Origin of the sequence: Microbacterium sp. P03 (genome assembly GCF_043556235.1) — a bacterium.
Classification (GTDB): Bacteria; Actinomycetota; Actinomycetes; order Actinomycetales; family Microbacteriaceae; genus Microbacterium.
The window spans coordinates 32,562-57,555 of sequence record NZ_JBIGIM010000002.1 but is presented as its reverse complement, the minus strand read 5'-3'; the positions used below and the strand labels follow the sequence as shown (position 1 = coordinate 57,555).

Annotated in this window: 22 protein-coding genes; 7 read left to right on the top strand and 15 right to left on the bottom strand. The window is 70.4% G+C overall.

Going from position 1 to position 24,994, the window contains the following annotated elements; translation table 11 throughout:
- Positions 1–33 precede the first annotated feature (33 nt).
- Positions 34–1,017: an EamA family transporter RarD gene (rarD, locus tag ACFXOO_RS07565; protein WP_394563263.1), complete on the bottom strand. Its 984-nt coding sequence runs from the start codon at positions 1,015–1,017 to the stop codon at positions 34–36.
- Positions 1,018–1,190: 173 nt separating this feature from the next.
- A complete protein-coding gene (gene groES / locus ACFXOO_RS07560) occupies positions 1,191–1,499 on the bottom strand; it encodes a co-chaperone GroES (RefSeq protein ID WP_378841378.1) in 309 nt (102 codons plus the stop codon).
- 219 nt (positions 1,500–1,718) lie between these two features.
- Here groES and ACFXOO_RS07555 point away from each other — a divergent pair, with 219 nt between their 5' ends.
- From ACFXOO_RS07555 to ACFXOO_RS07540, 4 genes are all read left to right on the top strand, one after another.
- Positions 1,719–3,323, top strand: a complete 1,605-nt coding sequence (locus ACFXOO_RS07555; RefSeq protein ID WP_394563262.1) for an Hsp70 family protein — start codon at positions 1,719–1,721, stop codon at positions 3,321–3,323.
- A gap of 4 nt (positions 3,324–3,327) precedes the next feature.
- Positions 3,328–5,910 (top strand): LuxR C-terminal-related transcriptional regulator, encoded by a 2,583-nt coding sequence (locus ACFXOO_RS07550; RefSeq protein WP_394563261.1) that lies wholly within the window; start codon positions 3,328–3,330, stop codon positions 5,908–5,910.
- Positions 5,911–6,026: 116 nt separating this feature from the next.
- Positions 6,027–6,998: an IniB N-terminal domain-containing protein gene (locus ACFXOO_RS07545; RefSeq protein WP_394563260.1), complete on the top strand. Its 972-nt coding sequence runs from the start codon at positions 6,027–6,029 to the stop codon at positions 6,996–6,998.
- A 3-nt stretch (positions 6,999–7,001) separates the two neighbouring features.
- Positions 7,002–7,778: a hypothetical protein gene (locus ACFXOO_RS07540; protein ID WP_394563259.1), complete on the top strand. Its 777-nt coding sequence runs from the start codon at positions 7,002–7,004 to the stop codon at positions 7,776–7,778.
- Here ACFXOO_RS07540 and ACFXOO_RS07535 read toward each other — a convergent pair.
- The 4 genes from ACFXOO_RS07535 to ACFXOO_RS07520 all read right to left on the bottom strand — a co-directional run bounded on the left by ACFXOO_RS07535 (position 7,695) and on the right by ACFXOO_RS07520 (position 13,295).
- Entirely contained in the window at positions 7,695–9,230 is a 1,536-nt protein-coding gene (locus tag ACFXOO_RS07535; RefSeq protein ID WP_394563258.1) for a dynamin family protein, read from the bottom strand. The genes ACFXOO_RS07540 and ACFXOO_RS07535 overlap by 84 nt on opposite strands.
- The gene (locus ACFXOO_RS07530; RefSeq protein ID WP_394563257.1) at positions 9,227–11,146 is read right to left on the bottom strand and encodes a dynamin family protein; all 1,920 of its coding nucleotides are present in this window, start codon (positions 11,144–11,146) and stop codon (positions 9,227–9,229) included. Before ACFXOO_RS07530 ends, ACFXOO_RS07535 begins: the two co-directional genes overlap by 4 nt.
- Positions 11,147–11,308: 162 nt before the next feature.
- Entirely contained in the window at positions 11,309–12,271 is a 963-nt protein-coding gene (locus ACFXOO_RS07525; protein WP_378841392.1) for a hypothetical protein, read from the bottom strand.
- A gap of 91 nt (positions 12,272–12,362) precedes the next feature.
- Positions 12,363–13,295, bottom strand: coding sequence for a hypothetical protein (locus ACFXOO_RS07520; protein ID WP_378841394.1), 933 nt, complete (start codon positions 13,293–13,295; stop codon positions 12,363–12,365).
- A gap of 404 nt (positions 13,296–13,699) precedes the next feature.
- Here ACFXOO_RS07520 and ACFXOO_RS07515 point away from each other — a divergent pair, with 404 nt between their 5' ends.
- On the top strand, positions 13,700–14,908 hold the full coding sequence (locus tag ACFXOO_RS07515) for an SAM-dependent methyltransferase (protein WP_394563256.1): 1,209 nt from the start codon (positions 13,700–13,702) through the stop codon (positions 14,906–14,908).
- Positions 14,909–14,917: 9 nt separating this feature from the next.
- Here the strand turns inward: ACFXOO_RS07515 and ACFXOO_RS07510 are convergent, their stop codons facing one another.
- The 4 genes from ACFXOO_RS07510 to tsaB are packed head-to-tail and all read right to left on the bottom strand — an operon-like array spanning position 14,918 to position 17,803.
- Positions 14,918–15,382 (bottom strand): hypothetical protein, encoded by a 465-nt coding sequence (locus ACFXOO_RS07510; protein WP_378841398.1) that lies wholly within the window; start codon positions 15,380–15,382, stop codon positions 14,918–14,920.
- Positions 15,379–16,506, bottom strand: a complete 1,128-nt coding sequence (tsaD, locus tag ACFXOO_RS07505; protein ID WP_378841487.1) for a tRNA (adenosine(37)-N6)-threonylcarbamoyltransferase complex transferase subunit TsaD — start codon at positions 16,504–16,506, stop codon at positions 15,379–15,381. Before tsaD ends, ACFXOO_RS07510 begins: the two co-directional genes overlap by 4 nt.
- Positions 16,507–16,517: 11 nt before the next feature.
- Complete coding sequence (gene rimI / locus ACFXOO_RS07500) at positions 16,518–17,138, bottom strand: ribosomal protein S18-alanine N-acetyltransferase (RefSeq protein ID WP_378853420.1); 621 nt, start codon at positions 17,136–17,138, stop codon at positions 16,518–16,520.
- Positions 17,135–17,803: a tRNA (adenosine(37)-N6)-threonylcarbamoyltransferase complex dimerization subunit type 1 TsaB gene (tsaB, locus tag ACFXOO_RS07495; RefSeq protein WP_378841402.1), complete on the bottom strand. Its 669-nt coding sequence runs from the start codon at positions 17,801–17,803 to the stop codon at positions 17,135–17,137. Before tsaB ends, rimI begins: the two co-directional genes overlap by 4 nt.
- 95 nt (positions 17,804–17,898) lie before the next feature.
- On the opposite strand from tsaB, the gene ACFXOO_RS07490 reads away from it, so the two are divergent.
- The gene (locus ACFXOO_RS07490) at positions 17,899–19,005 is read left to right on the top strand and encodes an alpha/beta fold hydrolase (RefSeq protein WP_378841404.1); all 1,107 of its coding nucleotides are present in this window, start codon (positions 17,899–17,901) and stop codon (positions 19,003–19,005) included.
- Here ACFXOO_RS07490 and tsaE read toward each other — a convergent pair.
- From tsaE to coaA, 5 genes are all read right to left on the bottom strand, one after another.
- Positions 18,989–19,510 (bottom strand): tRNA (adenosine(37)-N6)-threonylcarbamoyltransferase complex ATPase subunit type 1 TsaE, encoded by a 522-nt coding sequence (gene tsaE / locus ACFXOO_RS07485; RefSeq protein WP_378841406.1) that lies wholly within the window; start codon positions 19,508–19,510, stop codon positions 18,989–18,991. The genes ACFXOO_RS07490 and tsaE overlap by 17 nt on opposite strands.
- Positions 19,511–19,548: 38 nt before the next feature.
- Entirely contained in the window at positions 19,549–20,673 is a 1,125-nt protein-coding gene (gene alr, locus ACFXOO_RS07480) for an alanine racemase (RefSeq protein ID WP_378841408.1), read from the bottom strand.
- Positions 20,670–21,026, bottom strand: a complete 357-nt coding sequence (locus ACFXOO_RS07475; protein WP_378841410.1) for a holo-ACP synthase — start codon at positions 21,024–21,026, stop codon at positions 20,670–20,672. The genes alr and ACFXOO_RS07475 overlap by 4 nt, the downstream gene beginning before the upstream one ends.
- Before the next feature lie 69 nt (positions 21,027–21,095).
- Positions 21,096–22,949 carry a glutamine--fructose-6-phosphate transaminase (isomerizing) gene (gene glmS, locus ACFXOO_RS07470; RefSeq protein ID WP_378841412.1) on the bottom strand — a complete coding sequence of 618 codons (1,854 nt, stop codon included), beginning with the start codon at positions 22,947–22,949 and terminating at the stop codon, positions 21,096–21,098.
- 80 nt (positions 22,950–23,029) lie between these two features.
- The gene (gene coaA / locus ACFXOO_RS07465; RefSeq protein ID WP_378841414.1) at positions 23,030–23,983 is read right to left on the bottom strand and encodes a type I pantothenate kinase; all 954 of its coding nucleotides are present in this window, start codon (positions 23,981–23,983) and stop codon (positions 23,030–23,032) included.
- Positions 23,984–24,062: 79 nt separating this feature from the next.
- On the opposite strand from coaA, the gene ACFXOO_RS07460 reads away from it, so the two are divergent.
- The gene (locus ACFXOO_RS07460) at positions 24,063–24,989 is read left to right on the top strand and encodes a Ppx/GppA phosphatase family protein (protein ID WP_378841416.1); all 927 of its coding nucleotides are present in this window, start codon (positions 24,063–24,065) and stop codon (positions 24,987–24,989) included.
- Positions 24,990–24,994 lie beyond the last annotated feature (5 nt).

Here is a 24,994-nt window from a genome sequence, read left to right as displayed (position 1 = left end):
CCTGGGTCCGCGGCATCCGGAAGCCGCGCTTGCTCACACGACGGCGGCGACGTCCGAGGCCCCCCGCGCACGGCGGGAGAAGATGACGGAATCCGCGCTCAGCAGGATGAGCGCGAGCCAGACGAGCCCGAAGCCGACCCACCTCTCGGGTGTCATCGGCTCGCCCTGCACGAAGGCGCCGAAGATGAACTGCATGATCGGGGCGATGAACTGCAGCAGCCCGATGACGGTGAGGGGCACGCGACGCGCCCCCGCGGCGAACAGCAGCAGCGGGACGGCCGTGACGACCCCGGTCAGGACGAGCAGGATCGTGTGCCCGAGGGAGACGTTGCCGATCGTCAGGCCCGTCGTCGCGCTCACCGCGATGAGCTGCACCACGGCCACCGGGGCGAGCCACACCGTCTCGAGCGAGAGACCGCTGACGGCGTCGACCGCGGGCCCGATCCGCTTCTTCACCAGTCCGTAGAGACCGAACGAGAACGCGAGCGAGAGGGCGATCCACGGGAAGGAGCCGTACCCGACGACGATCACGATCACCGCGACAGCGGCCAGTCCGATCGCGATCCACTGGGGAACGCGCAAGCGCTCGCGGAGCACGAGCACCCCGAGCAGCACCGTCACGATCGGATTGATGAAGTACCCCAGGCTCGTCTCGATCACGTGCCCACTGAGGGTGCCGATGATGAAGACCTGCCAGTTGACGTAGATGAGCGCGCCTGCGACGGCCGTCCAGCCCAGCAGGCGGCGGTTGCGGACGATACGCCCGAGGGCCGCCCACCCCCGCGTCACCGTCAGCAGCAGCACGCAGAAGACGAGCGAGAACAGGATGCGCCACGCGACGAGCTCCCAGGGGCCGGTCGGCGCGAGGATGACGAAGTAGAGCGGGAGGAAGCCCCACAGGAGGTAGGCGCCGAACGCATACACGCCTCCCAGCGTGCGCTGGCGTGCGGCCTCCGCCTCGCTGTTCGAAGGGACATCGGATGCCGCGGCGGGGGTTTCGGCATTCTTCGAGGTCACTCATCCACCCTAGGACCGAGCGGGGTCACGACCGCCGTCGAGGCCGGGTCGAGGCATCCGTCGCCTGCCGTTCAGCCGCGCAATCCTGCCACCGGCGGATACCCCGTCTGCCTTCAGGACGAAAGAAGGGCCCGGATGCCGAAGCATCCGGGCCCTTCTCGAAAAAGATCCGATCAGCGGACGACGACCGCCAGCACGTCGCGAGCCGAGAGCACGAGGTACTCGTCCGCGCCGAACTTGACCTCGGTGCCGCCGTACTTGCTGTAGATCACGCGGTCGCCGACGGCGACGTCGATCGGAACGCGATTGCCGTTGTCGTCGATGCGACCGGGGCCGACGGCCACGACCTCGCCCTCCTGGGGCTTCTCCTTGGCGGTGTCGGGGATCACAAGACCGCTGGACGTGGTCTGCTCCGCCTCGACCTGCTGGATGACGATGCGGTCCTCGAGCGGCTTGATGGAAACCTGAGTGGAAACCGACACGGTCTACCTCTTTCTTGAAACCTGGAAACTAAGACTGGTTAGCACCCTCACCCTGAGAGTGCTAACCCCAGTCTAGGGAACAGCTGGCACTCATGCAACGCGAGTGCCAATCTCGGTCGCACTCCAATCCGAATCCGCGCCGACGCCGAATCGCTGGTGTAGGCAAAGGCGCTGCCCCCGTGGCGCCCGGCCTGCGAGCAGGATCGACTGGGGAGTCGGATGATGACAGCGCCGTACTATCTGGCCGTCGATGTGGGCATGAGCCGCACCGCCGCCGCCACAGCCCGCTACGGCGCCGATCGCGCCGTGCACGTCGATGGCTTCCCGCTCGGCAGGCACCTCGCCAGCGCTCCGACGGCCGTTTTCGTCGCGGAGGGCGAGTTGCTGTTCTCGGATGCCGCGATCCGTCGGGGCATCGTGCAACCCGAGCGACTCGTCCGCGAGTTCACGCGTCGCATCGGCGACGACGTTCCGATCCGCGCGGGCGATCAGCGGTTCACCCCCGAGCAGCTCTACGCGCGGACCGTCGCCTGGGTGGTCGACACCGTGTCCGAACGCGAGGGGCGCGAGCCGTCCGGGGTGGCCGTCACCGTCCCGCTCGGGTGGGGCGATTATCGGCGCGAGCTGGTCCGGGACGCCCTCTCACGCGAAGGATGGCGCGACGCCGTACTCTTCACCGAGCCGGAGGCCGCGGCCCGTCACTACGTCGCCGAGCGCCCTCTGGCACGTGAACGAGTCCTCGCGCTCTACGACCTGGGCGGGGGCACCTTCGATGCGGCGGTGCTGCGCGTCGGGAACGGTCATGTGGATGTGCTCGGGCAGCCACAGGGCCTCTCCTCTTTCGGCGGCGCCGATCTCGACGACGTCGTGGTCCGGCACGCGGTGCAAGCGGCCGGGCTGACTGCCGCCGACCTCGGGGACGACCGGGAGTCGCGGATGGCCCTCACTGCCCTCCGGCGCGAGTGCATCGAGGCCAAGGAATCGCTCTCGTTCGATTCCGAGGCGGTCATCCCGGTGATGCTCGGCGGACGCTCGGTGACCGTCCGGCTGACCCGCTCCGAGTTCGAGGACATGATCGAAGCGGGCATCGTCGACACCGTGGATGCTCTCGCCGAGGCGATCGCGGGCTCACAGGTCGCTCCGGCGGAGATCGAGGCGGTCCTCCTCACGGGCGGATCCTCGCGCATCCCGCGTATCGCACAGCTGCTCTCCGAACGATTCGATCGGCCGATCGCCGTCGACAGCGACCCCAAGGCGATCATGGCCCTCGGGGCCGCACGGATGTGCGCCGAGATCGCGACCGCACGCGAAGCTGCCGGCGACGCGGCATCAGACTCCCCCTCGATCGGGGATCCCGACCGATCCACTGCCCATCACCACGGCACGTCGGCGCGCCCGCCCAGACAACGGCGTGTGCTGTTCGGCGGCAGCCGGCCGGCACGCGACGCGGCGGCGGATCGGCCTGCGGCGCCCGAGGCAGACCGTGAAGCGCCCGAGGACGCGGTGCGGGAGCGCCCGTCGCGGATCGGGCGGATCGTCACCGTCGCCGGTATCTCGGCCGGGGCCCTCGTCCTGGCCGGAGGTATCTTCGTCTCGCAGACGCTGGGCGACTCCGGTGCGCCCGAAAGAACATCGCCGAGCGTCAGCGACAGTCCCGCGGTGACCGTCGACGACCCCGCCGCCGGTGACCCGGCCGACGAGGCGGCCGACACCGATCCCGCACCCACCACGACGAACCCCTCGTCCCCGCTGCTGACGCCCGCCCCCGACAACGACGTCGTCGTGGTGTTCCCCCGCACCGACGCCGACGGAACGGACCGGTGATCTCATGTCCCTGAATACCGAAACCGCTCTGCGCATCGCCGACACTCCCCTGCTCTGGACACGTCTGGCCCGCGCTCACGTGGACGGCATCGCCGCCGGCACCGCCCCCTCCCGGGCGCTGGTGGTGGGCCCCGCCGGCTCGGGCAAGTCGCGCGTGATGCGACACCTTCGCCGCGCTCTGACCGCCCAGGGCACCGCGACGTCGCTGGCGCGCGGCGAGTCGGACATCGCCGCCGTTCCCGCCTCGACGGTGCTGATGATCGACGATGCCCACCTGCTCACCCCCGCCCAAATCGCTGCCGTGCAGAGCCGCACGGGCGATCCGGCGGCGGCTGTCGTCATCGCCACCCGACCCGGGCCGCTTCCGCCGACCCTGCAGCAGATCGCGGACACCCTCGAGCGGGCCCAGTCGGCGATCGTCCTCGGCCACATCTCCCGCAGCGATGTGCAGGTGCATCTGGAGGAACGGGATCGACGGATGCCTCGCGCCTGCGTCGACGACATCCTCGCGCTCACCGGGGGGATGTCGTGGCTGGTCGCCGAGTCGCTGTCCGTCCATGACAGCGGGGAGTGCGCAGGCGACGGCGCGCACGGAGCCATCGGCGATGCGCTGCAGGACGTCATCGCGCACCGCCTGCGCGCCCTGGACCCGGCGACGCGCGCCGTGGTGGAGGCGGTCTGCACCGCCCCCGACGATCACTCCCCGTCCGTCGCGGCCGACGACGCTCTGCTCGGGTCGGCCTACGCGGCTGGTCTCCTGCTCCGCAGCGGCCAACCCGTTCCGGCCGTCCGCGCGGCGGTGCGTGCCACGCTGCCGCTCGATCGGGTCATCGCGCTGTATGCCACCGTCGCGGGCGACTCCGCCCACGAGGCATCCGTCCGCCAGCTCCTCGGAGGTGTGCGCGATCCGCGGGTGGCCCGCGTGCTGCAGAGCCACGCCGACGCCGCTCGGCAGAACGACCCCGTACGAGCGCGCGAGCTGTACCGCAGCGCACGCGACGCCGGCGCGGACGCCGCGACGGTCGCGATCCGCCAGGCGCAGGTGGAGTGGTCGCTGGGCCGGATCGACGCGGCGAGCGTCTTCCTGGACGGTGTCGCGATCGCCGCCGAACACCCCGACCACGACCGCGCCGCCGATGTGGGCGCGGCGATCTGGGCAGCGCGCGGGCTCATGCCGATGAGCGACGCGGTCTACCGCTCCTCGGTCCCCCGCACAGCCGAGACGTCGGCTCGCGCCGCGATCGTGGCGCTGGCGGTGGCGGACCGCGGTGCGCTCCTGTCGGACGCAGTGGCTCCGCCCGCGCAGACGATGCCGTCCACGCTGACCGTCGCGATGGACCTGCTGACCCGCGGCATGCGCGAAACACTCACCGGCTCGGCTCACGAGGCCCTGCACGAGCTGGTGCGCGCGGCCGAGATGTACAGCGCCTCCGGCAGCTCCGACGCGATACCGGAGCTCCCCGCCGTCATCGCGGCCGTCGCCGCGCTGAACGTCGGCGAACCGGACGTCGCTCACTCCGTGCTCGATCAGGCCGTGCACAGCGGCCACGGCGGCGCGTGGGCGTCGCGGCGCCTCCTGCTGTGGCGGGCGTGGGTCGCCCTCCAGCAGGAGCGCGCTCACGAGGTCGAGACCGCGCTGCAGGCGATCGTGCCCGAGTCGCGCTCGCTCGATCCTCGCGAGAAGCTGCTGCTCGACGCACTGTCGGTCGCGATCGCGCGGCGCTACCACGACTCGGCGGCGCTCGCGTCGGCCTGGCGTGCTGCTCGCGAAAGCCTGCTGCGGGCACGCTTCGACGTGTTCAGCCTGCTGCCGCTGGGCGAATTCGTCGTGGCCGCCGCCCGCGTCGGCGACGTCGACCGCGTCCGGCCGCACTTCACGCAGGCGTGCGCGCAGATCGAGCGACTCGGGGCACCGCCCCTGTGGTCATCCCACCTGCATTGGGCCGGAATCCAGCAGGGAATCCTGCGTGCCCGTCCGTCCGACCTCACTCCCCATGCCCGCGCCCTGGTTGCGGCCGCCCCTCACAACCGGCTCGCCGCGATGATGGCGCAGGCCGGTCGCGTGTGGACCGCCGTCCTCGCGGGGTCCGTCGACGTCGAAGCGATCGAGACCGCCGCGCTCGGCCTCGGCACGGTCGGCCTCGCATGGGACGGCGCTCGCCTCGCAGGGCAGGGCGCCGCGCGCACCGAGGACAGGCGGGAGATCTCGCGCCTCCTCGCGTGCGCCCGACAGCTGCACCCCCGCGACGAAGGACGTCCCACCGCGCTGGAAGACACGGGGCCCGCGCCGGTGTCGGCTCAGCCGCGTGCGCACAGCGACCTCAGCACCCGCGAACTCGAGGTGGCGGCCCTGGTCGTTCAGGGAAAGACGTACGCCGAGATCGGAGCATCCATCTTCATCTCGCCCCGCACCGCGGAGCACCACATCGCCCGCATCCGCCGCCGTCTGGGGGCGACCAACAGATCCGACCTGATCGCCAAGCTGCGGCCCGTCCTCGAGGAGGCGGGATCCGAAGAGCGGGACGAGAGCGCGGCTGAGTCGTCGACGTCGTCCGCCGAGCCGCGCCGCAAGCGGGCCTCGGCATGACGCCTCCCTCCTCAAACCCCTAGTCCCCCACCGCCTGATGCGGGGGTTACCCCGACGCGCGGCGCACGTGCCACCACCTACCGTCAGAAGAAGTTCTACACATTGAGGAGCCGAGCATGAGCCTTACGCTCGCAACAGTCGCCGAAGCCCTGATCGAATTCATCCTGAGCCTGCTGCGCGACCCCGTCGCCGCCGCGGAGTTCGACGAGGATCCGGATGCCGCGCTGCTGCACCGCGGACTCAGCCACGCCACTGCGGCGGATGTGGCGGCCGTGGCCCCGGTCGTGATCGAGCGCACCCAGGTCGTTCAGGTCGCCGTGCCCAAGGCGGTGTACGTGCGCTCCGAGTCGCACGACTCGCACGACAATCCCGTCGTCCGTGAGATCAAGCAGGTCACCACCCACTTCCAGTGGGTCGATGACCGCGACACGATCGTGGACCAGTCGGTCAACCAGAACATCTGGGCCGACGGCGATGTCACGCAGACCTTCGACAACGAAGCCACGGTGGCATCGGGCGACGAAGCGATCGCCGCCGCCGGTGATGTGGACGTCGACAAGACGCTCGATCAGTCGACGACCATCGATGCCGACGGCAACGTCAACATCGGCAACGACACCGATGTGTCGGTCATCGAGGACTCGCTGAACGTCGACACCGACGAGGCGACGACGGACGACGACTCCACCGACACCGACGTCGACGGGTCGTTCAACGACGACTCGACCACGACGACCGTCGACGGGTCGCTGAACCAGGACACCGACGTCACCACCACGACCGACTCGACCGTCATCGTGGACGTCGTCGACGATCCCTCGCTCGACGCCGACCCGACGGTCGTGCCGGCCGACGGTGCCGCGCCGGCGGAAGGCGGCGAGGACGCGCCCATCGATGAAGCCCCCGCCGAGGAAGCCCCCGCCGAGGAGGCCCCCGTCGAGGAGTATGCCGAACCTGCCTCCGTGGAGGCGCCGGTCGACTCCGCGGCGCAGTACGCCGAGCTCGAGTCGGACGCCGACTCGACCGACCTGTACGGCAGCACCGACACGGTCATGGGCGACGAGCCCGCGGCCGACGACCAGTTCTAGGCCATGCGCCTGTTCACCCCCTCCCGGCACTCCGATTCCGGGGCCGTCGGCGAGCCGGCTGATGCGGACACAGCCGCGGAAGCCGGAACGCAGACCGATCAGACCGTGACGGATGCCGCCCCCGAAGCCGCGGCATCCGTCACCTCCTCGACCGCCGTGACGGGCGGCGCCGTTGCACAACCCGACGAGGGAAGCGGACGCAGCGTCGAGCGCGCCGCGATCCCCGCCCGGCCGCCGCTGCGCAGCACCGACGCCCCGCCGGTCCTCGTCAAGCTGCCACCGCCGTTCTTCGTCCGGGTCAGCCAGCTGTTCTGGATCGTCAGTCTTCTGCTGGGCGCGGCTGCCATCGTCTACATGTTCGTCATCCGGCAGGCGCAGCTCCCCGACATCGCGGAACTCGTCCGCACCGTCGACGGGACGCGTGCCGAGCAGACCTACACCGCTGCGGCCGACATCGTGTTCTGGTCGATCTTCGCCCCCACGGTCGCGATCGTCCTGCTGCAGATCGTGTTCCAGGTCTCGTTCTCGAACCGGCGGCCGAACGTGCGGTGGTGGCAGTTCGGGTCACTGCTGGCACAGGTCGGCGTCTTCCTGATCGCGCGCGAACTCGTCGCGTTCGGTGAACGCGGGATGCCCCTCGAGCAGATCATGCTGCTGCAGATCGGCGCGGCGACGGCAGGACTTCTGGTCAGCGTCCTACCCCAGGCGCTGCGGTGGACCGCCCGCAAGCACGACGTCCGGCGCGGACCGATCGCTCCGGCGGCCGACACCCAGCTCTGAGGCAGCGCCCTCCAGGCTGCGCACCACGACACGGCACAGCTCTACGGTCCGCCGGTCGCTCAGGGGGGCCTCCGCAAGAGACCGCCACCGCGCGAGAAGCTCTTCGACGCGATCGTGGATCTGCACGGTGGTCGCGAGATCCGGCAGCCCCAATCGCGAGAGAGCGGGGGTACCGGCTCCCCCGACGATGCGCTCGGCCTGGACGGCATCATCGTCCGAGAGATCGGATCCGCTGGTGCGCAGGCTCGCAAGGAGATCGAGTTCGCGCAGGTCGTGGCTGTTGGCCGTCACCCGCTCGAGAGAGGCCAGGACGCGGTCGGAACCTGCCCGCGGGTCATCCCTCAGGAGTGCTTCGACTCCCTCGACGACCACTCGGGCCTTGAGCGCGGTCGCCCGCGAGCGGAACTGCTCGGCGACGAAACGTTGAACCTCGATGAGCCCGCTCTGCTGGACCATCCGTTCCGACAGCGCGGACGACGAGCGTGCGCCGCCGCGTACGAGTGCCGCGGCCAGGCGCACGCCGAAGATGCCGAACCGGTCGAGGAGCGCCGCTCGGCGCTGGACGCTCAGCGTGGTCTGCTCCCCCGGCCGCGTGAAGCGGTCGACGGAGATCAGCATCCGATCGCGGATGCTGCGATCCAAGCCCGCGAGCTCCTGGAACGCCGAGAACTCGTTCTCGCGCAGAGTGCGCGCTCCCTCCGCCAACAGGCCGGCTACCGGGATGCACCCCAGTGCCAGCGAGCGCAGAGCGCCGTCCTGCCGGTAACGGCTGGCGATGCGCGCAGCCGACAGCAGGGAGTCGATGCGACCGGACCCGATCTCGTCGGCGCGCGACAGCAGCGCCACGGCGTTGATCGTCTGCGACGAGCCCGCCGCGGCGTCGCGGAAGGCCTCGAGGAACGACACGTCGGAAGCATGGATGTGCCGGAGCAGATACAGGATCGCGTCGGCTTCGGACGGGGCATCCGTCGGTGTAAGGAAGCGCACGGACCGCTCGGAGACATCGGCGGATATCGAGGCGATGCCCGGCGTGTCGATCAGCACGGTCGAGCGGAGGCTCTCGGAAGGCCATTCGACGTCGATGCGGGCGACGTCCTCGGCTTGCCTCCCCCCGAGATCCATCACCAGCGCGCCGTCCGACCTGGTCACGGGCAGGCGCACTTCGCCCCCACCGACGAGACGGGCGGTGATGCGCGCGGTGCGGGCGTAGCGGTACCACGTGACGGTCCGGGTGCATTCGCCCGCATCCGTCGGGGCGATCTGCTCGCCGATCAGCGCGTTCAGAACCGTCGACTTGCCGGCTTTGACCATGCCCGCGACGGCGAGGCGGAGCGGCTCGCGCAGCCGCTGCTGCCAGCGGTCGAGCTGGGCGATCGCGGACGTGTCGTCGGCGTACAGCTCCCGCGTCCCGTCGAGGAGACCGGTCAGCTCGCCGAGGCCGCCACGCATCATCGGCGCGCCCCGGAGGTCAGCGCTCCCGCGGAGGGGACGCCCGCGTCGAGCGCCGCCGGCGCCGGGATCTTCGACCGCAACGCCTCGATGCGCGCGAGCTGTCCCCGCAGTTCTGCGATGCGCCCGTCGCGATCGGAGGCGTACACGGTCGCGGCCTGCTTGGCGGCGAGGACCGAGTCGGCGAGCGAACGATGCAGCTGGTCGGCGATCGCGCCGAAGTGGTCCCGCGCGACGCGCTGCACGAGTCGCAGTCTGTCTTTGAGCTGCTTGCCGACCTGGAACACGACGTCCTCGATGTGGCGACGTGCGAGATTCTTCGCCTCCGCCTGCCGCCGCGAGAGCCGCGAGGACATGTCCTCCCGGTACGCGCGCCGGCCGACGAGCACTCCGACCAGCAGCGAGAGGGGGTTGATCAGCGTCAGTCCCACCAGGCTCGTGGCGAGCCCCGCCATCAGCACGCCGCCGTACGACCCGCGGACGCCGATATAGATCTTCTCGGCCGCCCCGAGCCTGCCCTCGTCCATCCCCTGAAGCTGCTCCACCGGAGCGAGCACACCGTCGGTGTCGCCGACATCGATGAATGGGATGGTCGACTCCCCCGCCGTGAACTCCTCCGCCACGCGCTCCGACAGCCACCGCGAGCGCTCGTTGGTCCACACGAAGGTCTCGGACACCGCGGCCGAGACGCGCTGGTCGAGCCATTCGGCGATCTGGTCCCAGATGGGGCCCGGATCGCCTTCGTCGATCGCGACCTCGGCTTCGCGCTGCACCTTCCGGAGGCGGTCGCGCAGATCGTGCTCGGTGTCGGCGATGAGGTCGGCGATGCCGTCACTGAGCGACACTTGCCACCGCGAAGAACGGCTGCGGAACTCGTCGGCACGAGTCCTCGCCTCCTCGAGCTGCGCGATCATCCTGGGGGTGTCCTCGGGATGAAGCAGGGCGTTGAGCTCGGTGCTCACGGTGATCGCGAGCTGGTCGGCGACCGACGCGAGGTCGTGCACCGCACCGCGCTGGTGGACGATCTCGGCCTTGCCGAGCACGTCGCGCCGCAGGTGCGCGACGAGCGCGGGGAAGCCGGATTCCTCGTTGAGTTCGCGGTCCTGTTCCTGCGCCGCGAGCATGCGCAGATCGCTCGACACCGCGAACATGGGGATCTCGCCGACGTCGCCGAGGTGCGACCGGTCGATGTGCTCGATGTGCCGCCAGGCCGGATAGATGTCGGTCTTCGTCAGCACCGCCGCCACGTTCGGCGAGACGCGCAGCGCATGGCGGAGGAACTGCACCTCCGGCTCGGTGTACTCCTGCGAGGCGTCCGAGACCAGCAGCACGGCGTGGGCCGTCGACAGCGCGGCGAGGGTGCTCACCGAGCGGGTCGACTCGACGCCGCCCACTCCCGGGGAGTCCACGAGCCGCAACCCGCCCTTGAGCAGTTCGCGCGGCAGCATGACCTCGGCGCCGACCAGATCCCGCTCGTTGTCGGGATTGCCGCTCTCCGAGACGTAGTCGGCGAGGTCGGCGAGCGGAATCGGCACCCGCTCGATCGACGACTCCACGCCCTCGTCTTTGCGCAGGAGGGCGAAGGCGGCCGGCTCCGCCGCGAAGGACACGGCGGTCGGCACGCTCGTGGCGATGTCGTCGTCGACGGGGCACGCGGGCGCGTTGACCAGAGCGTTCACGAGCTTGCTCTTGCCCTGCTTGAACTGCCCGACGATGATGACGCGCACGTAGGGATCCATCAAACGCGATCTGGTCTGCTGGAGTCTCTGGACGAGGTCCGTTCGACCGACCGACGTCGAGAACGCCGTGGCCTGGTCGACGAGCGCGACGATGGGCGATCGCTGGCGAGCCAGCGAGGAGGACGCGAGGTCGTCCCCTGCCGTGGCTGCGCGCTCCGCAGGACGGGCGGTATCGGTCATGAGGAACTCCCTTGTTCGCGGCATCCGATCAGGATCGCGTCGCCGCCGCGGTCACGGCGTGCGTGCGAGATCGCGCCGCACGAAGAACACAGACCTCGGACTGCTCTCGCCCGAGGTCTGTGTTCTCACGTGTTTTGTTCGGAACGCGCGCCCGATCGGATGTCAGGAGCCGTCGAAGTCCGCGGACTCCATGGGCACATCGGTCGCGATCGCGGCATCGTCGCTGCCCCAGATCACGTCGGCGTCCACGTTCCAGCTGCTGGCGGTGTCGACCTCCAGCGATTCGTTGAACGACGAGTCGGCCGAGTAGCTCTCCGACATGTCGTTGTACGAGTCCGCGACGTCGGAGTTGGTCGACGAGTCGGTCCAGGTGGACGTCGACGTGTGGTCGTTGTACGAGCCCACCACGTTGGTGATCATCGTCTCGTTGCCCATGTTGACGTCGCCGCCGGCGTCGATGTTGGTCGAGCGGTCGACGCTCTGGCTCAGGTTCAGGTCGCCACCGGCCGCCATGGATCCATCACCGGATGCCACGACCGCAGAGCTGCCCTCGAACGACCCTTCGCCCCATCCCTCGAAGTTGCCGTTGACGGACTGGTCGACGATCGTGTTCTGGTTGTTGACCCAGAGGTCACCGTCGCCGCCCGCGCCGCCGCCGAGTCCGAGGCTGCCGAATCCGGTGCTGTAGTCGCGGGTGCCGACCTCGATCGAGTGGTCGTCGGTCGACGCGTCGACGTGCGAGTTGAACGATCCCTCGACGACGTCCGACGAGTGGTCGTTGTACGAACCGTTGATCGAATTGTCGCTGTTGTCGTCGGTCGAGTTGTCGCTGTTGTCGTTGAACGAGCCGTCCGCCGACCAGGTCTGGTCGTGCGAGTCGACGTTGCCCACGTCATCGAGCGTGACGTCGTAGTTCCCGCTGCCGTTGACCGAGTCGTCGGTGTTGCCCGACCCGGTGACCTCGGTGTCGACGTTGCCGCTGCCGTTGACGGAGTCGTCGGTGTTTCCGACGCCGTCGAGATCGACGGCGAGGTTGGTCGTGTTCGTGGTGTTGCTGGTGTTGAACGAATCCTTCACCTTGGTGTCGAACGAGTCGTTGAATTCGGTGGATGTGTAATCGGCCATGATCGGTCTCTTTCCATTCGCCGCGCGAAGCGGGGGAGTTCAGTGGGGTGGATGCCCGGCCGCCGGATCCACCGACGGCCGGGCGAGTGGGTCAGCCCTCGATGATCGCCGCGTCGTGGCTGTCGACGATCGCGTCGACGTCGAGGTTGACCTCGTTCGTGGTGTCCCACAGCTCCGACGAGTTGAACGAGTCGGTCGCGGTGTAGTCCTGCGACTGGTCGTTCCAGGAGTCGCTGATGCTCGTGTTCGTGGAGCTGTCCTCCCAGTTGGTCTCTTCGTCCCAGCTGTTGTTCGAGTCGATGACGTTGGTGATAGTGGTCTCGTTGCCGATGTTCACGTCGCCGCCGCCGCTGATGTTGGTGGAGTAGTCCACGTCGGTCGACAGGTTGATGTCGCCGCCGGCCGCGTACGCCTCGTCACCCGATGCGACGACCGCACTGCTGCCGCCCCCGCCCCAGACGCCGCCGTCGACGTTGGCGTTGAAGGACTGGTCGATCACCGTGTTCTGGTTGTTGATCATCGTGTCGCCGCTGCCGCCACCGGCAGAACCGCCGCCGAGCGTCACATCGCCGAAGCCGGTGTTGTACTCGCGCATGCCGACGCTGACGGAGTGGTCATCGGTCGAGGCATCCGTCCAGGTGTTGAACGAGTCGGTCGTGGTCTGCGTCGACCAGTCGTTGCCCGAGTCGTTCATCGAGTTGTCGGAGTGGTCGTCGACCGAGTTGTCGGAGTTGTCGTTCCACGAGTCCGTGATGTCGGTGTCGATGTCGTTGGAGTCCTGGTTGAACGAATCGGCGACATCGACGGTGGTGTTGCCGCTGTCGTTCGTCGAGTTGTCCTCGTTCCACGAGTCCGTGATCCCGAGGTCGGTGTTACCGCTGTCGTTGGTCGAGTTGTCCTCGTTGAAGGAATCTCCGACCACGACGCCCAGGTTCGCGCTGTTCGCCGTGTTCTCGGTGTTGCCCGAGTTCCACGTGCCCGTGTTGAACGAGTCGTTGAATTCTTCGGTGTCGATGTCAGCCATGAGTTCTTCCCCATCCCGGGGTCAAGGGCCCCGACGTATTTGTGGTGTGGCTTCACGCTACGAGCGCACGCAAACGACCACATCGGGGATGTCTCCGGGCTTCGCTGCGCCATGGGAGGGGGTTTTCGGGGGCGGGGGTGGGGGCCTTAGGGGGATCGAGCCGTGGGCTTCCGGTGGTCAGGGGTTGCGGCATCCGGGGTTTCCGCGGCGCCCGCCCGCCGCCGCGCTCCCGCCCGCCGACCGCCTCTCCGATCCCCGTCGCCGCCGCCGCCGCCGCCGCCGCCGCCGAAGCTCGCAGAATCCCGCGTGCTTCGCAGAGCAGCGCCGCCTGTCTGCGAACTCCGCGTCGATCTGCGCACGTCGTCGAGGTGAGGCACCCGGAGCGCCCGGGCTAGGCTGGCAGCGTGGATGCAGCAGAGCTCGGCGCCCTGCTGACCCCCGAAGGTCTGCGGCTCGTCGACAGCCTCCCCCCGATGGAATCGACCGACGACGTCGCGCGAGCCGTCTCCCGGCTGCGCGCCGACGGCCGGTCCCCCGCCCTCGTCTCGGCGGCGGTCGGGCAGGCACGCCTGCGCGCAAAGGCGCGCGGCAAGTTCGCCGAGTTCGCGGATCGGATGCTGTTCACCCGCGCCGGCCTCGAGCAGGCGACCCGGCTGTCCATCGCCGCACGGCATGCGGGCCGGTTCCGCGAGGCGGGCGTGACGGCGGTCGCCGACCTCGGGTGCGGTATCGGCGGCGATGCGCTGGGTTTCGCCGCGCTGGGCCTCCGGGTGCACGCGGTCGACGCCGACGAGGTGACGGCAGCCATCGCCGCGTACAACCTCGCGCCTTTCGGCGATGCGGTCACCGTGCAGCACGCGCGCGCCGAGGACGTGGATCTGGCCGCACGATTCGCGGCACCCGGCGAGCGCGGCGCGGTGTGGCTCGATCCCGCGCGGCGGACGGCCGGCCACAGCGAGACCTCCCGGGTGCGTCCCGAGGACTACACGCCGTCGCTGGAGTGGGCTTTCGCGCTCGCGGAGCGGATGCCGACCGGCATCAAGCTCGGTCCGGGATTCGATCGCAGCGCCCTCCCGCCGCACGTGGAGGCGCAATGGGTGAGCGCCGACGGGTCGACCATCGAACTCGTGCTGTGGTCGGGAACGCTCGCCCGTGACGGAGTGCGTCGTGCGGCGCTCGTGGTCCGGGGCGACTCCGCGCATGAGCTGACGGCGGCGAAGGATGCTGCGGACGAACCCGTCCGCGCACTCGGCGCCTACCTCCACGAGCCCGACGGTGCGGTCATCCGTGCGCGCCTCATCGGCGACGTCGCGCGGGCGCTGCAGGCGGGGATGGTCGCGGACGGCATCGCCTACCTCACGTCGGACGCCGCGCTGACGAGTCCATTCGTTTCGTCCTTCCGCGTCCGTGAGCAGCTCCCCGCCGACGTCAAGGCACTCGCCCGGGCCCTCCGCCAGCGCGGCATCGGCACGCTCGAGATCAAGAAGCGAGGCGTCGACATCGACCCGGCGGTGCTGCGGAAGTCACTGAAGCTCTCGGGCGACGCATCCGCCACCCTTTTCGTCACGCGTATCGACGGCAGACGCGTCGCCCTGCTGGCGGATCGCGTCTAGCGGTCGGGGTCAGCTGAGCATGTCGGCACGGCCGGCGGCCCACAGCAGCCAACCCGCGCTGTAGAGCACCGACAGCAGCCCGAGCACGAGCGCCCAGACCGCGACGGCGCGGCTCTCGAAGGGTCGTCGCAGTGCGAGGACGGCGACGACGATCCCGACGAGGCCGAGAGGGAAGGCCCAGCCGACGAAGAGCGCGAACGCCAGGCCGCCCACCGCGAAAGCAAGTGCCCAGCCGGCCAGGCCGCGCGGGGGCGCCGGTTCTGCGACCGCCCACTGCACGGGCGCGTAGGGCTGCTCGCCTGCGTCGGCGGGCGCGGAGGTCACTTCGACGGGCGCTGTGGGCAGTCTCGCGAATCCTCCCCGATGCGCTCCGGGCAGCGCGGTCTCGGCAGCCGGCGGCGCGATGTCGGGCGACGGCGGTTCGTTCCGCGGCACGGATGCCCCGCCGTATGCGGGTCCGACCGGATCTGTCACGCTGCCGCTCCGCGCCCGCCGTCACCCGCGGCGATGGCGCCCGCGACCCCCACGGCGTCCTCGTCCACGGCGACCTGGATCTCGGTGACGGGGAGGGTCGAATCGGCGCCGAAGGCGAGCGTCGACGGCGGGTGCCCCGCCATGATGAGCTCGGCCGCGAGCCCCGCGATCATCGCCCCGTTGTCGGTGCAGAGCGACAACGGAGGGATGCGCAGCGCCACCCCGGCGGCATCCGCGCGCTCGTGCGCCACCTCCCGCAGGCGGCGGTTCGCGATCACGCCGCCGCCGAGCAGCAGGCGAGGCACTCCGTGTCGGGCGCACGCGTCGAGCGCCTTCGTGACGAGGACGTCGATGACGGCCTCTCGGAAGGACGCGGCGACGTCATCGACCGGCACCGGTTCGCCGGCCGCCTGCTGCTGCTCCGTCCAGCGCGCGACCGCGGTCTTGAGCCCGGAGAAGGAGAAATCGTAGCGGTGGGTGTCCATGTCGGACGCCCGTGAGAGTCCGCGCGGGAAGCGGATCGCCCGGGGGTCGCCCGTCAGTGCCGCCCGATCGATCTCCGGTCCGCCCGGATACGGCAGCCCGAGCAGCCGGGCGACCTTGTCGAACGCCTCCCCCGCGGCATCGTCCACGGTCTCGCCCAGGAGCTCCACGTCGCTCGTCAGGTCGCGCACCAGCAGCAACGAGGTGTGGCCGCCGCTGACGAGAAGGGCGACGGTCGGGTACTCCAACGGGTCGCCGGCGGGATCGAGGATGTCCGCGGCAATGTGCCCCACGAGGTGGTTCACCGCGTAGATCGGCCGGTCGAGCGACACGGCGAGCGCCTTCGCCGCACCGATGCCGACCATCAGCGCCCCGGCGAGACCCGGACCGGAGGTGACGGCGATCGCGTCGATGTCCGCCAGCGTGACGTCTGCCTCGGCGAGCGCCGCAGCGATCGAGGGCTGCATGGCTTCGAGGTGCGCGCGGGCGGCGACCTCGGGCACGACTCCGCCGTAACGGGCGTGCTCGTCCATGCTGCTGGCGATGGTGTTGCTCAGCAGCGTCCGACCGCGGACGATGCCGATCCCGGTCTCGTCGCAGCTCGTCTCGATCCCGAGGACGAGGGGCTCGGTGCGGTTCAGCTCGGGGCGGTTCACTCGGGTACCTCCGTCGACGCCGGGGACGCGGCATCCGCGCTCGCCCGCCGGCGCTCGCCGAAAGCCGGGGATCCGCCCGATGTCGGAGCGATGCCCGCAGGATGCTCCGCATTCCGGCCGATCTCGGACGTCGGGCCGGGCTCGGACGTCCGTTCCCGCGCCGCGACCCAGTCGGCCACGACCAGGCGCATGACCACGGCGTCGATGTCGTCGGGCTGGTAGTAGTGCGGACGCCGCCCGAGCTCGACGAAACCCTCCGATGCGTACAGGCCCTGCGCGACCGGGTTGTCGGCCCGCACCTCGAGGAACACCTCGCGCACCCGGCGTCGCGCGGCTTCGTGCAGGAGCGCCGACAGGATGACCCGGCCCCGGCCCTGTCCGCGAGCCGCTTCGGCGATCGCGATCGTCTGCACGTCGGCGTCCTTCGAGCCACGCGGGGCGCGCAGGCCGGCGTACCCGAGCAGCTGAGGGCCTTCCTCGTCGACGATGTACCACCCGTGCGGAGAGGACAGCTCTTCGCGCATCATCGCGTCCGACCACGCATCGGTCGGGAACGATGCCCGTTCGAGGGCCATGATGGCGCCGAGGTCGTCGGGCACGGCATCGCGCAGGGTCATGCGGTCACCCGCTTGGGTCCGGCCGACAGCGTCACGTCCGGCGACCGCAGGTACAGCGCTTCGTCCGGGCCGACCGCTCGATCGGCGGCGAGGGCGCGGGATGCCACGATCCCGACCATCGCCGCGGGCACGGCGGTCGCATCGTGGCGGCGTGCGCCGAGCTCCTCGAGACGCGCGTCGAGGTCGTCGCGGGGGACGAGCGCCGGCCCGACGGCGCGGACGGGCAGCCCGTCGTCGTCGAGCCCGTCGTATACGGAGTACGCGAACTCCCGGCGCCGCGCATCGGTCACGACCGCGAAACGGGGCGTCTCGATGTCTCGGATGGCGTCGGCGAGAAGCACCTGGAGCGCGATCGCGTCGTGGCTCACCACGGGAACGACGCGGATCCCGCGTCCCTGCGCGAACGTGCGCGCCGCCGCGATGCCGACCCGCAGCCCGGTGAAGGGGCCGGGCCCCATACCCGCCGCCACCGTCGTGAGCGCGGCGCGGACGTCGCTCGCCGTCTCCCCGACGACGGATGCCGCGGCCAGCGCCTCCGTGAGCATCCGGCCGATCGCCTCTGCGTGCCCGAGGGCGTTCTCATTCGCGATCTCGGCGCGCACGACGCCGTCGTCCTCGACCACGGCGACCGCGGTTCCGAGGGAGGTGTCGATGCTCAGGATCACAGGTTCCAGGGTAGTCGCGCGGCGGCGAGCCGTTTCGGCGTCCGCACCCACCCGCCCGGCCCAAACCGTCCGCGCCGCCGCGACGAATGAGGGGTGTGAGACCGACGACGACCCGACGCACCCCCGCCCTGATCACGCGCGAACGCGAGCTGGGTCTTCGCCGCGTCGTCGTGCCGACCACGCTCGGGCCCGTCGTCGCGCGCGTCGGACGGGTCGCCCGCGTCACGCAGGGCGAAGACGCCGAGCGCATCGCCGGGGACCCACCCGTCCCCCGCAGGCGCACCCGCCCGGCGGGACGCTCCGCGACCATCCTGCTCCACGGGGCGGCGGGGTCCTGGACGACGTGGACGCCCCTGATCGCGGCATCCGATTCGATGGCCACCCCGCTGCACGACCTGATCGTCCCCGACCTGCCCGGATGGGGCGAAAGCGGAGAACTCCCGCTCATCGACAGCGTGGGCGAGATGTCCGATGCGGTCGCCGAACTCGCCCGGGCACTCGGGTACACGTCGTGGCGGGTGATCGGTCATTCCCTCGGCGGTGTCATCGCCCTCGACATCGCCGCACGGCATCCGCGCGAGACGACGAGCGTCGCTCTGGTGTCGCCGAGTGGCGCGGCGGTGCTCGACGCCGCCCGCCGGCCCCTCCGCGGCGGGCTGCGACTGCCCGCGCTCGCCGGGATGCTGCTCGCCATGCGCCTCCTGTCCACGTGGGGCCGTCGCGGGCGCGGCGGCCGTGCGGTGATGCGCACGCTCGACCGGGTCGGCGTCCTCCGCGGCCTCTCCGCGCCCCTGTTCGCCCTCCCCTCGGAAGTCCACCGCAGCGTCATCGCCGCGATCGCGGCCGATGCCCGCCCCGCGACGTTCCGCCGCGCCGCCATCCTTGCCGCCGCCTATGACACCGACGCCTGGCGAGGCATCGTGTGCCCGGTCGGTTCCCTCCGGGGGGAGAACGACGTCTTCTCGGCCACGTCCGACGCCGACGAGTTCGCCCGCCTGATCCCCGGCTTCCGCGAAGTGCGGCTGGCCGACGCCGGCCACTTCGCCCACGTCGAACGCCCGACCGCCGCCTTCGCCGTCCTCACCGCCCTCGCGGGCGTCCGTCGGACGACGGTGGCCGGTCTCGAGAAGAGCGACACACCGGAACGAGCGGATGCCGCGACATCCGCTCGTCGAGGCCTCGCGGCTACGACGCGCGGCTGATCGACACGCGGCTGATCGACACGGTGCGCGGAGCATCGTCGTCCAGCGCGAGCGTGTGCGCGGAGATGTCGCCGCACATCGTGTCGGCGCCACGACCTCCGGTGGGACGTTCGAGCTCGACCTCCCACCAATGGTCGCGCAACCCCGCGACCATGCCACGACCCCACTCGACCACGACCACGGAGTTGTCCAGATCGATGTCCAGATCGTCCAGCTCGAGTGCGGATCCGAGCCGGTAGGCATCCACGTGCACGAGCGGGGGGCCCTCGACGAGGGACGGATGCGTCCGTGCGATCACGAAAGTCGGGCTCTGCACGGGTCCGCGTACGCCCAGACCCGCCGCGATGCCCCGCGTGAGGGTCGTCTTGCCCGCGCCGAGCGGTCCGGTGAGCACGACGAGGTCACCGGCGTGCAGCATCCGCCCCATCTGCTCGCCCAGCGCCTCCATGGCCGCGGGCGACTCGATGTCGCGTTCCCCGACCAGCTCGTCCAGTCCCTCGCTCATACCTTCTGCAACGCCGGCGCCGTCGTGGGGCTTCCCGCTCACGAAGACACCTGCCGGCGCGACACGCGCGCGCCGATACGCGTCACGATCTCGTAGTTGATCGTGCCGGCGGCGTCGGCCCAATCGGTCGCCGAGGGAGACCCCAGCGTCGGATCACCGAACAGCACCGCCTCGTCGCCGACGGCCACCGGGAGGTCGCCGACGTCGACGACGAACTGGTCCATGGCGATGCGCCCCGCCACCGACACACGCTTTCCGTTGATATGGACGGGACCCACGCCGGATGCCTGCCGCGGCACCCCGTCGGCGTATCCGAGGGGGATCAGGGCCAGCGTCGTCTCGCTGTCGGTGACATGGTCGTATCCGTACGAGACGCCGTGTCCCGGGCCGACCCGGCGGACGGCCGCGACCGATCCGCGCAGGGTCATCGCCGGCCGCAGACCCAGGTCCGCGGAGGACTTGTCGGCGAACGGCGACAGCCCGTAGATGCCGATACCCGTGCGCACGCATCCCAGACGCGTCTCGGGCAGGGCGATCGCGGAATGCGTGGCCGCGATGTGCCGCAGCGGCGGCGCGAGGCCGGCAGATGCCGCGGCCGCGAGCGCCTCGTGGAATGCCCGCAGCTGCGCCCGGTCTTCATCGGCGCTGGTGTTGGAGAGGTGGCTGAACACCCCGATCACCCTCAGCTTGCCGATCCGCTCGAGGCGCGCCGCCTCGGCGAAGACCATGCCGTAGTCCTCGGGCGGAATGCCGTTGCGGGCCAGCCCCGTCTCGAGTTTGAGCTGCACCGCGACGGCGCGACCGACGGATGCCGCGGCCGCCGCCCGCAGCAGCTGGTCGAAGTCCGAGATGCCCAGCTCGACACCGGCGCCCGCTGCTTCGGCGAACGAGGCGCCGGGGGCATGCAGCCACGCGAGGATCGGAGCATCGATGCCCGCGCGACGCAGGTGCAGCGCCTCCGCGATGTCGGCGACCCCCAGTCGGTTCGCGCCGCCCTCGAGGGCCGCGGCGGCCGCGCGCACGGCTCCGTGCCCGTAGCCGTCGGCTTTCACCACCGCGATCACCTCGCTCGAGGTCAGACGACGCAGGTGACGGACGTTGGCCGCGATGGCGCCGACGTCGATCGTTGCCTCGCGCATGACCCCGGCAGGCAGACGGCTCATGCGGCCGTCTCCGCGATCACATATGCGGCGGCGATCCCGCCGTCGTGCGACATCGAGAGGTGCAGCGTGGCGATCCCGCGCTCGCCCACGGTGTCGGCGGTCGAACCCGACAGCGTGAACCACGGGCGGCCGGATGCCTCGGGCGTGACTTCGATCTCGGTCCAGTGCACCCCGTCCGAGCCGCCGAGCGCCTTGATGAGCGCTTCCTTGGCTGCGTAGCGCGCAGCCAGCGAGCGCGGCGGCAGTGCTCGTTCCGCGGGCGAGAAGAGCCGCTCGAGCAGGCGCGGCGTGCGCTCCAGCGAGCGCTCGAAGCGGGGGATGTCGACCAGGTCGACGCCGATCCCGACGATCATCGGCCGCTCCCCTCGCGCCTCTGTTGCAGCATCCGCCACACTATCGCGCGGTGCCCGCGATCCCGCCGGCTACTCGACAGTGACCGACTTGGCGAGGTTGCGCGGCTGGTCGACGTCGAGGCCCTTCGCGGTGGCGAGGCCCATCGCGAAGATGTGCAGCGGAACGACCGCCAGGAGCGGCTCGAAGAGCGGGCCGGCGAGCGGGATGTGGATGACCTCGTCGGTGTGCGGCAGCACCGCGGCGTCGCCTTCCTCGGCGATGACGATCACACGGGCGCCCCGGGCCTGGATCTCCTCGATGTTCGAGACGACCTTCTTGTGCAGTTCGGCCGATTCCCGCGGCGACGGCACGATGACGAAGACCGGCTGGCCGGGCTCGATGAGCGCGATGGGGCCGTGCTTGAGCTCCCCCGCGGCGAAGCCTTCGGCGTGGATGTAGGCGAGCTCCTTCAGCTTGAGCGCGCCCTCCAGGGCGATCGGATAGCCGACGTGGCGGCCCAGGAACAGCACCGAGCGGGTGTCGGTCATCCAATGCGCGAGCTGGCCGATGCGGTCCTGCTCGCGCTCGAGGATGCGCGAGATCTTGCTCGGGATCGCCTCGAGCTCGAGCACGTTCTGCGCGATCTCGGTGGGGCTCAGCGCGCCGCGGATGCCGCCGATGTGCAGCGCGAGGAGGTAGAGCGCGGTGATCTGCGCGACGAATGCCTTCGTCGACGCGACCGCGACCTCGGGGCCGGCGTGCGTGTAGACGATCGCGTCGGACTCCCGCGGAATCGTCGCCCCCTGCGTGTTGCAGATCGACAGGGTGCGCGCACCGTGCTCGCGGGCGTACTTGACGGCCATGAGCGTGTCCATGGTCTCGCCCGACTGGCTGATCGAGACCACGAGAGTGTCGGGGCCGATCACGGGATCCCGGTAGCGGAACTCGTGCGCGAGCTCCACATCGACGGGCACGCGCGTCCACTGCTCGAGCGCGTACTTGCCGACCAGGCCGGCGTAGGCGGCGGTGCCGCAGGCGATGACGATCACGCGGTTGATGTCGCGGAACAGCTCGTCCAGGCCGTCCAGCTCGGGGATGGCCACATGACCGTCGCGGATGCGGCCGCGCAGGGTGTTCGCGACGGCTTCGGGCTCCTCCGACACCTCTTTGGCCATGAAGCTCGACCATCCGCCCTTCTCTGCGGCCGAGGCATCCCACGTCACTTCGAACGGCTCGACCTCGACGGCGTTGCCCGTGAAGTCGGTGACCTCGACGCCCTGCGGAGTGATGGCGACGATCTCGTCCTGACCGATGGCGAGCGCACGGCGGGTGTGCTCGACGAAGGCCGCGACGTCGGATCCGAGGAAGTTCTCGCCCTCGCCGAGCCCGATGACCAGAGGCGAGTTGCGGCGGGCGCCGACGACCAGGCCGGGATGCTCCTCGTGCATCGCGAGCAGCGTGAACGCGCCCTCGAGCCGGGCGGCGACCGTCCGGAAGGCCTCGACCAGGTCTCCCCCGTTGGCCCGGTATTCGCGGCCGAGCAGCACCGCGGCGACCTCGGTGTCGGTCTGGCTGTGGAACGTGAAGCCGTCCGAGAGCAGCTCGGCCTTCAGTTCGGCGAAGTTCTCGATGATGCCGTTGTGGATGACGGCGAGCTTGTCGTCGTCGGCCAGGTGCGGGTGGGCGTTGGCGTCGGTCGGACCGCCGTGCGTCGCCCAGCGGGTGTGGCCGATGCCGGTCGTCCCGTCGGCGAGCGGGTCGATCGCGAGGTCATCGCGCAGCACCTTCAGCTTGCCGGCGCGCTTGCGCATCCCCAGCGTGCCGTCGCCGTTGATCACGGCGACTCCGGCGGAGTCGTAACCCCGGTACTCCAGCCGCGCCAGCCCGGCCATCAACACGCTCTGACTCGGCCGGGGGCCGACGTATCCCACGATTCCACACATGCTCTTCATGCTACGAGGCGGGGTATGCGAGACGCCTGAACGAAACGGATGCCGCGCCTGGACCGCCCGCCGCGGCTGGGCTACACCTTGCGCAGCAGCACCCGCTCGACGGCGTGCGCCTCACCCTTCTGCAGCACCAGGGTCGCCCGGTGCCGGGTGGGCAGCACGTTCTCGACGAGGTTCGGCAGGTTGATGTCGTTCCAGAAGCCCATCGCCAGGTCGAGGGCCTCCTCGTCGCTCAGGTGGGTGAACCCGCGGAAGAACGAGGTCGGGCTGTTGAACGCACTCGCCTTCAACGCCAGGAACCGGTTGGCGAACCACCGGGTGATGTGCGAGGTCTCGGCGTCGACGTAGATCGAGAAGTCGAAGAGGTCGCTGACGGCGACGTCGTTCGGGTTCGCCGGGGGCTGCAGCACGTTCAGCCCCTCGACGATCACGACGTCGGGGCGACGCAGGGTGACGTGCGCATCGGGGACGATGTCGTACTGCAGGTGCGAATAGAACGGCGCCCGCACCTCGGGAGCCCCGCTCTTGACATCGGTCATGAAGGCGACGAGCGCCCGCCGGTCGTACGACTCGGGGAAGCCCTTGCGGTCCATCAGCCCGCGCCGCTCCAGCTCGGCGTTCGGGTAGAGGAAGCCGTCGGTCGTCACCAACTCCACGCGCGGCGTGCCGGGCCACCGGCTCATGAGCTCGCGCAGCAGTCGGGCGATGGTCGACTTGCCCACGGCGACCGACCCCGCCACCGCGACGACGAACGGTGTGGTCGTGTCCTGCTCGCCGAGGAACGTGCTGGTGTCCGCCCCGAGCCGCTTGTTGGCCTCGGCATAGAGCGACAGCAGTCGCGACAGCGGCAGGTACACCTCGCGCACCTCGGCGATGTCGAGGCGGTCGCCGAGCCCCCGCAGCTGGACGATCTCGTTCTCGGTCAGCGGCTGGGTCACGCCCGCGGCCATGCGCGACCATTCCGCGCGGTCGATCTCGCGGTACAGCGAGTGCACCACGTCGGTCGTGGCGGTGTCGTCGGCAGGCATCGCGCCCATGGTAGCGGGTGCGGATGCCTCGGCCCGCCTCCGTGCATGAGGCTGTGCCCGCGCACGATACTGTCGAGCCGTGCGCTTAGGGGTCCTCGACATCGGCTCGAACACGGTCAATCTGCTCGTCGCCGAGGCTCGACCGGGCGTCCGGCCCGTCACCACGACGTCGTTCCGGCGGGTGCTGCGCCTCATGCGCTTCCTCGAGGCCGACGGCTCGATCAGCGCCGACGGAGTGCGGGCGCTGACGGATGCCGCGGCCCAGGCTCGCGCGGTCGCCGAGGCGGAGGGGGTCGAGGCGTTCCTGACGATCGCCACATCCGCGCTGCGCGAGGCCACGAACGGGCCCGAGGTCATCGCCCTCATCGAGCAGGTGACCGGGGTGCTCCTGCAGGTGCTCGACGGACCCGGCGAGGCGCGCTACACGTTCCTCGCGATCCGGCGCTGGTTCGGCTGGTCGGCGGGCGAGATCCTCATGCTCGACATCGGAGGCGGATCGCTCGAGGTCGCGGTCGGGGCGAACGAGCTTCCCGACGTCGCCCTGTCTGTCCCGCTCGGAGCCGGGCGCGTGACGGTCGGATATCTTCCGGACGACCCGCCCACCGAGACGCAGCTGCGCGCGCTGCGCGCGCACGCGGACGAGCAGCTCGAACCCGTGAAGCAGGCGATGGCGGGGCATCCGTCGCCCGATCATTTCGTGGGGTCGTCTAAGACGATCCGGTCGCTCGCGCGGCTGGCGGGGACGACGCAGCCGGGGTGGGCCGAAGAGGACCGCCTGCTGCTCAGTCGTGCGAGCCTGAAGAGCTGGATCCCGCGGATGGCGGCGATGCCCGCCGAGGCGCGCCAGCAGCTCCCGGGCATCACCCCCGAGCGCACGTTCCAGATCGTCGGCGGCGCCGTCGTGCTGCACGCGGCGATGAAGGCGCTGAACGTCGACACGCTCGAGGTGAGCCCGTGGGCCCTGCGCGAAGGAGTGCTCCTGCGCTACCTCGAGACGGTCGACTGACCGTC

Bases quoted from the DNA above. Each gene is read 5' to 3' on its own strand.
- ACFXOO_RS07555 (WP_394563262.1), top strand. From the start codon at position 1,719: ATGATGACAGCGCCGTACTATCTGGCCGTCGATGTGGGCATGAGCCGC.
- ACFXOO_RS07550 (WP_394563261.1), top strand. From the start codon at position 3,328: ATGTCCCTGAATACCGAAACCGCTCTGCGCATCGCCGACACTCCCCTG.
- ACFXOO_RS07545 (WP_394563260.1), top strand. From the start codon at position 6,027: ATGAGCCTTACGCTCGCAACAGTCGCCGAAGCCCTGATCGAATTCATC.
- ACFXOO_RS07540 (WP_394563259.1), top strand. From the start codon at position 7,002: ATGCGCCTGTTCACCCCCTCCCGGCACTCCGATTCCGGGGCCGTCGGC.
- ACFXOO_RS07535 (WP_394563258.1), bottom strand. From the start codon at position 9,230: ATGATGCGTGGCGGCCTCGGCGAGCTGACCGGTCTCCTCGACGGGACG.
- ACFXOO_RS07530 (WP_394563257.1), bottom strand. From the start codon at position 11,146: ATGACCGATACCGCCCGTCCTGCGGAGCGCGCAGCCACGGCAGGGGAC.
- ACFXOO_RS07525 (WP_378841392.1), bottom strand. From the start codon at position 12,271: ATGGCCGATTACACATCCACCGAATTCAACGACTCGTTCGACACCAAG.
- ACFXOO_RS07520 (WP_378841394.1), bottom strand. From the start codon at position 13,295: ATGGCTGACATCGACACCGAAGAATTCAACGACTCGTTCAACACGGGC.
- rimI (WP_378853420.1), bottom strand. From the start codon at position 17,138: ATGACCCTGCGCGATGCCGTGCCCGACGACCTCGGCGCCATCATGGCC.
- tsaE (WP_378841406.1), bottom strand. From the start codon at position 19,510: ATGAGCGAGGGACTGGACGAGCTGGTCGGGGAACGCGACATCGAGTCG.
- alr (WP_378841408.1), bottom strand. From the start codon at position 20,673: ATGAGCCGTCTGCCTGCCGGGGTCATGCGCGAGGCAACGATCGACGTC.
- ACFXOO_RS07475 (WP_378841410.1), bottom strand. From the start codon at position 21,026: ATGATCGTCGGGATCGGCGTCGACCTGGTCGACATCCCCCGCTTCGAG.
- glmS (WP_378841412.1), bottom strand. From the start codon at position 22,949: ATGTGTGGAATCGTGGGATACGTCGGCCCCCGGCCGAGTCAGAGCGTG.
- coaA (WP_378841414.1), bottom strand. From the start codon at position 23,983: ATGCCTGCCGACGACACCGCCACGACCGACGTGGTGCACTCGCTGTAC.